7 protein-coding genes are annotated in these 6,113 nt (G+C 59.7%); 5 read left to right on the top strand and 2 right to left on the bottom strand.

Going from position 1 to position 6,113, the window contains the following annotated elements:
* The coding region (locus EN750_RS14945) for a PqqD family protein (RefSeq protein WP_145967657.1) at positions 1-307 on the bottom strand (307 nt) is incomplete at its 3' end.
* A gap of 137 nt (positions 308-444) precedes the next feature.
* Positions 445-597, bottom strand: a complete 153-nt coding sequence (locus EN750_RS14940; RefSeq protein WP_013891488.1) for a lasso peptide — start codon at positions 595-597, stop codon at positions 445-447.
* Between the two features lie 514 nt (positions 598-1,111).
* On the opposite strand from EN750_RS14940, the gene EN750_RS14935 reads away from it, so the two are divergent.
* The 5 genes from EN750_RS14935 to EN750_RS14915 form a co-directional block, all read left to right on the top strand.
* On the top strand, positions 1,112-2,242 hold the full coding sequence (locus EN750_RS14935; protein ID WP_127267622.1) for a nucleotidyltransferase family protein: 1,131 nt from the start codon (positions 1,112-1,114) through the stop codon (positions 2,240-2,242).
* 95 nt (positions 2,243-2,337) lie between these two features.
* Positions 2,338-3,360, top strand: a complete 1,023-nt coding sequence (locus tag EN750_RS14930) for a glycosyltransferase (protein WP_127396876.1) — start codon at positions 2,338-2,340, stop codon at positions 3,358-3,360.
* Between the two features lie 291 nt (positions 3,361-3,651).
* A complete protein-coding gene (locus EN750_RS14925) occupies positions 3,652-4,047 on the top strand; it encodes a hypothetical protein (RefSeq protein ID WP_127396875.1) in 396 nt (131 codons plus the stop codon).
* 149 nt (positions 4,048-4,196) lie between these two features.
* Entirely contained in the window at positions 4,197-5,054 is an 858-nt protein-coding gene (locus EN750_RS14920; RefSeq protein WP_127396874.1) for a family 16 glycosylhydrolase, read from the top strand.
* A 67-nt stretch (positions 5,055-5,121) separates the two neighbouring features.
* A partial coding sequence (locus tag EN750_RS14915; RefSeq protein ID WP_145967655.1) for a UDP-glucose/GDP-mannose dehydrogenase family protein occupies positions 5,122-6,113 on the top strand: 992 nt, incomplete at its 3' end.

Genomic DNA, 6,113 nt, shown 5'->3' with positions numbered 1-6,113 from the left:
GTGCCTCATGATGCCGTCTCGCAAGCCCATTATCGGTCAGGCCCTTCAGCAATGCGTCGACATCGGCCTGGCAGCGCACCGGGTCGACATTATAGCGCGCAAGCACGGCGCTGCGGATGTCGCCGATCGACCGGGGCTCCTGGATCAAATCCCAGATGAAGGCGCCGACGCCATTCAGGCTGTAGTAGACATTGGATTTGAGATTGAGCAGCGCCAAGCCATCGCCGAACTCGCAAGCCACGGCATCCTTGGTCGCACTCACGCTATCGTGGTCGGCCAGATCATGGTCGGATTGCTTCCCGTTCATCCCCGCACCTCACTGACAAAACGCTTCGACATCTCCGGTTGGCGCAGGAGAAGTCGGGAGGCTGGCCCCCCGACCCCTCTTACGTCTGCTTTTGAATCCAGAGTCCCAAAATGTCACTCTGGAGACGGCTATAAGTCTCAGGAGAACGTCAGGTCGCCGATCGGCGTGTGCGCGGGGAACGATGCGTCGATCGCCGTGTTGCCGCCGCCACCCTGGGTGATGGTCTCAATCGAACCATGAACCGTCAGGCTTGGTGTCTCGTATTCATGCTTTTCAACATTCTGTTCCATTTTACTCTCCGATTTAGGACTGGAAACGGCCTGTCGAGTGCCGTCAGCACTTTTATGCTGCAATGCAATAGCTGCACGGCAGCATTTATGAGTCAAGACTGTTTTACCTTCCGTTAATCAATTACGTTGCTGGCGTCAGGACATGAGCGGCCATGCCTAAAACTTGTCACTTTTTAGCCGATTCCTTGGGCATGATGGCAGCGCCTGTGCTGATTCTTTAAGCATATGATTTTGCTTGCATAAATCGTTTGCTTTGTGCTTATTTTTAGGCTCTGCTAATGGAAAGAATTTTCTGTTTGGAAAATTCGGCCGGGGATCGGCTAAAAGACCTGGCAAGGATATTTCAGCCGCGGTTCTCACTTCTTTCCGACGCGATCTCGATAGACGCTTCGGTTGCAAAAATTCGCACTGTAAAAGGAAAGGCTTTACGGCATCGAGGTTTTTGGTGATGTTTGCTTCGCACGTGCAGCATAAGTGTTCGCGCAAACCGCTTTCTTGGGAGATTGTGCGCTAAATGGCCTTGCCTGACGGCTCATACGAACGATTGCGCGCCGCCGGCTGTGCCGACGAGGTGGCCTACGTACAGGCCTGCCTGCGATTGTATTTTGCCGGGCCGCACGCCGGCGCGGGCGACATTTCGATGCGTGATCTGGACGGTGCCAAAATTGCCGACATCGCCAGGCTGAACAAGGTCGCCACCTTTGTCCTCAAGGCCCTTTCGCGCGCACCCGCGCTTGAGAGGCCGCCTGAGCTTTTCCGATGGCTCGACACCTACCGCAGGAGGACGGTTTCGATGAACGCGTCCTGCATCATGGATTCCATGGCGGTCCATGATGTGCTGCGCGCCAGCGAGATCGATTTTGTTTTTCTGAAGGGTCCGTTCCAGCAGCAGCTTCTCTACGACGACCACTTCATGAAGCCGTCCGGCGATGTCGACATCCTGGTTTCGCCGCTCGGATTTTTCAGGGCGCGTGATGCGCTTCGCCAGATCGGTTATGAGGTATCAGGCAAGTCGAACTCCGTCTGGTGGGTCCGCTTCCTCGGCGAACAGCACATGACCCGGGACGACGGGCCGAGGTCGTCCACGGTAGATCTCCATTACCGCCTCCAGCAGCCCGGCTCGCCAAGCCCGCGCGACGCGGACGGGTTTCTGCGGCGCAAGCGACAGGTCGAAATCGCCGGTGCGACGGTGCCGTTCACCTCGGTGGCCGATACTTTGCTTTTGTCCTGCATCAGCGTCGCCAAGGCACTTTTCAACCGGGAACCCTGCGCGGGCTACGTCTGTGATATCGGTGCCAGCGCCGCCCGCCTCGACGAGGGGGATCAGCAGCGTTTGCTCGATGCCGCAACCGTACAAGGTTTGGACGACACGCTGCTGCTTGGCCTGCGCGCCGCCGATGTGCTACTCGGCGGCGCTGGCACGCTGCTGTCGCAGCGCGCGACCAGGATCCTGTCGCGCATCGGCAATGAGGATCTGCTCAGCATGGTCATCGCGCCATGGCTGCCGTCGCTGCGGTGGCCACAGCGGCGAACGGTGCTGTGGGAACTGTGCGGCCGCGCGCCGGTCCGCTATCTGGCCGAAGCCGGCTGGGCGGCGTCCGCCGATATCAGCCGCCGCATCTTCGAGCGGCCGGGAAGTCGCTGAATGAAGGCAAATTGGGTGCTGATGGCAATTCTGTAGGGCATCGAAGGAGTACGGGGCGAGGGCAAATCGATATTACCTGTACGAGAGGCAAATCCATGTCGATGACGAAATCCGAGGTCTGCGTGATCATCGCGGCAAAAAACGCCGCAGCGACAATCGCCGTCGCCATCGCATCCGCGTTGCGCGAACCGGAAGTGGCGGAGGTCGTCGTTGTCGATGATGCCTCTACCGACGACACCGCCGATGTCGCACGATCCGCCGATGATGGCAGCGGGCGGCTCTCCGTGATGCGCCTCGATGTCAATCGCGGCCCCTCCTTTGCCCGCAACGCAGCCATCGCCGGCTCGAAATCGCCGTTCATCAGCATTCTTGATGCCGACGATTTTTTCCTCGAAGGCCGGTTTCGCAACCTGTTTGCCGGGGCCGATTGGGATTTCGCAGCCGACAACATCATGCTGATCAGGGATGATGCGACGGGCGACGCGACGAAAATCGTCGCGCCGCAATTTGCCGCCGATCCGGAATTCCTCGATTTCGAGCGCTTCGTCGAAGGCAACATCTCCAGGCGCCGCGTGCAGAGGGGCGAACTGGGCTTCTTGAAGCCGGTGATAAGCCGTGCCTTCCTCCACCGCCACGGGTTGAGCTACGACGAGAGCCTGCGGCTGGGCGAGGACTATGAACTCTACGCCCGCGCAGTCGCATGCGGGGCGCGGTTCAAGGTCATTCGCTCCTGCGGCTACGGCGCCGTCGTCCGCGCCGATTCTTTGAGCGGCCGCCACAAGACTCAGGACCTGAAGCGTTTGGCCGATGCGGATCTGGCGCTGCTGGCGATCGACAGTCTGCCGGAAGGCTCGAAGGCGGTGCTGCGGCGGCATGAACGGCACGTGCGCGACAAATATCGGCTGCGCAATTTCCTTGACGTCAAGGCTGAGCGGGGGCTGGCATCGGCCGCGGCTTACGCTTTCGCCAGCCTGTCCAACCTCGTCCCCATCGTCCAGGGCGTGGCTTCCGACAAGCTCGAGGCGCTGTTTCGTCGCGTCGGCCTTATGTCCAGCCAAAAGCCTGTGCCGCCGCGGCGCTTTCTGATGGCCGGAACCAGCACGGGCAAGGAACGCTGAGAGCGGACCCCGGTGCTTGCGATTTGTCCGCTCGCAGCACGTCATCACGCAAACCATTTCGGCCGGATTTATGAGTTTACGAATTGGGTGGTTGCCTCGCGGCTCCGACGATGGCAGTCTATGTTGCGGTGCAGCATAGTGGACGACCAGCCGAACTGGCCCCCGATCGGATTGGTCCGATGTCTCTCCCTCAAAAGGAGCAGGACAACGCAACACGAATTTTTGAGCCCCGGCTGCGGGGATCGGCCAGAAGCCCGGCCCACAAGCCGGCGATGACAGGAACCTGAGTTCATGGCCTCGATATTCGGTTTCAGATCAAGGGATCCGGCCCGCGACCGGCAGGCCGATGTTTCACGTCTTGATCGTCTGGCAAAGCTGTTCGAACAGATTGGGGCCGAGATCGAGGCCGAGAGAATCGGGCTTGAGAATCGCTACCGGACAACGTCGACCAACGCCGCCTTCCTGGTCGAAGCCATGGAAAACGGCTCAGCGTCCGACAAGCGGTCTTCGGAAGTCAGCGCACTGACACAGTCGATCCTGAATTGCGAACGCCGCATTGCAGCGCTGTCGCGCCAGGACGGCATGATGAAAGAGCTCCGTCATTCGCTGGATATGGTCTTCGACGAGGACGCCGATTCGGCCGCCTCGGCGGAATTCGCCTGGCCGGCAGGCGCCGGCAGAGGTTGAAACGTGAAGGCTCGGAACTGTTGCAACAGATTTGATGCAAGGCGGGAAGCAATCGAGAGGGTCACAGGGAAGGTCAAGGTTGGCCCGTTCAGGAGCGGTTCGCACGTCGATTTTGGGTTGGGGACACACAGCGCAAAGGTGAGTTTGATATGAAGTCGAATCCGAAACCTACGACAGCAATTGACGCGCCGCCTCTCGCATATCGGACCGGACAAGCCGCCTGGCGACGGCTGGGGTCGCTCGGTGCGTTGCTGCTGGCTGCTGTCGGTGGTTTCCTGGCAACCCCTTCCTACGCTCAGGACATTCCGACATCGTCGTCCTTCGTCGATGATTTCAAAAGCTTCGATCGCGCGCGCTGGTATGTTTCCGACGGCTGGAACAACGGCAGCCATCAGAATTGCACCTGGTCGAAAGGCATGGTCGAACTGTCGAATAATGTGCTGTCGCTCGGCTTCGAAAAGCAGACGCTGAAGGATCGCGACTACGTCTGCGGCGAGATCCAGACCAAGCAGCGCTTCGGCTACGGCACCTATGAGGCACGGCTGAAGACCGACACCGGCTCCGGCCTTAACGCGGCGTTCTTCACCTATATCGGTCCCAGCGACAAGCAGCCCTGGGACGAGATCGACTTCGAGGTGCTGACCAAGGACACTTCCAAGGTGCAGGTCAATGCCTATATCGCGGGCAAGGGCAAGAACGAGAAGCTGGTCGACGTGCCTGGCGGCACGGAGAACGCCTTCAACGACTACGCCTTCGTCTGGCAGAAGGACAGCTTGCGATGGTACGTCAACGGCCAGCTGGTGAACACGATTACCGACCCGGCGAAGCTGCCCAGCCATGCACAGAAGATATTCTTCAGCTTTTGGGGCAGCGATACGATGAAGGGTTGGATGGGAGCGTTCGCGGATCCGGGCCGCAAGCTTTCCCTGCAGATCGAGCGGGTTGCCTTCACGGCGCTCGGCGAACCCTGTCAATTTCCGGAATCGCTGGCATGCAGTGTAAAGTAGTTGGGAAAGTCGATTTGAACCGGCGGGACCGAAAACGGTCCGCTGCCTTGCATGGGAATGAAACCGAATGAATTTGACGGTGTTTGGAATTGGCTATGTCGGCCTCGTGCAGGCTGCGGTCCTTGCCGAAGTCGGGCACCAGGTGGTGTGCGTCGACATCGACGGCGCCAAGGTCGAGCGGCTCAACCAGGGCCTGGTTCCCATTTTCGAACCCGGTTTGGAAAACCTCGTTAAGGAAAACCATGCCGCCGGCCGCATCAAGTTCACCACCGATGCCGCCGCCGCTGTCAGGCATGGCGAGATCCAGATGATCGCGGTCGGCACGCCGCCGGGCGAGGACGGCTCGGCCGATCTCAAATATGTGCTGGCCGTCGCTGAGACCATCGGCCGCGAAATGGACAAACCCAAGATCGTCGTCGGCAAGTCTACGGTGCCGGTCGGCACCTGCGAAAAGGTGAAGGCCAGGATTGCCGACACGTTGAAGAAAAGAGGCCGCGAGGACCTGGCTTTCGATGTCGCTTCGAATCCCGAGTTCCTCAAGGAGGGGTCCGCGGTCGCCGATTGCATGAAGCCGGACCGCATCATCGTCGGCACCGACAGCGAGGACACCGAGGCTGTGATGCGCGAACTCTACGCGCCGTTCAACCGCAACCACGAGAAGATGATCGTGATGGACGTGCGAAGCGCCGAATTCACCAAATATGCCGCCAACTGTATGCTGGCGACCAAGATCAGCTTCATGAACGAGATGGCCAATTTGGCCGAACAGCTCGGCGCCGACATCGAGGAGGTCCGCAAGGGCATCGGCAGCGATCCCCGCATCGGCTACCATTTCATCTATCCGGGTCTGGGTTATGGCGGTTCGTGCTTCCCCAAGGACGTGCGGGCGCTGATCAAGACCGCCGAAGGCGTCAAATTCGACGCCAAGCTGCTGCGCGCCGTCGAGGAGCGCAACAACGCACAGAAATCGGTTCTCTTCGACAAGGTGGACCGCTATTTCAAGGGCAACCTCAAAGGCAAGACCTTTGCGCTCTGGGGCCTGGCCTTCAAGCCCAACAC

Source organism: Mesorhizobium sp. M7A.F.Ca.ET.027.03.2.1, from assembly GCF_003999175.1.
Lineage (GTDB): Bacteria > Pseudomonadota > Alphaproteobacteria > Rhizobiales > Rhizobiaceae > Mesorhizobium.
This window is presented reverse-complemented; position numbering and strand designations above follow the sequence as displayed.

Bases quoted from the DNA above. Each gene is read 5' to 3' on its own strand.
- EN750_RS14940 (WP_013891488.1), bottom strand. From the start codon at position 597: ATGGAACAGAATGTTGAAAAGCATGAATACGAGACACCAAGCCTGACG.
- EN750_RS14935 (WP_127267622.1), top strand. From the start codon at position 1,112: ATGGCCTTGCCTGACGGCTCATACGAACGATTGCGCGCCGCCGGCTGT.
- EN750_RS14930 (WP_127396876.1), top strand. From the start codon at position 2,338: ATGTCGATGACGAAATCCGAGGTCTGCGTGATCATCGCGGCAAAAAAC.
- EN750_RS14925 (WP_127396875.1), top strand. From the start codon at position 3,652: ATGGCCTCGATATTCGGTTTCAGATCAAGGGATCCGGCCCGCGACCGG.
- EN750_RS14920 (WP_127396874.1), top strand. From the start codon at position 4,197: ATGAAGTCGAATCCGAAACCTACGACAGCAATTGACGCGCCGCCTCTC.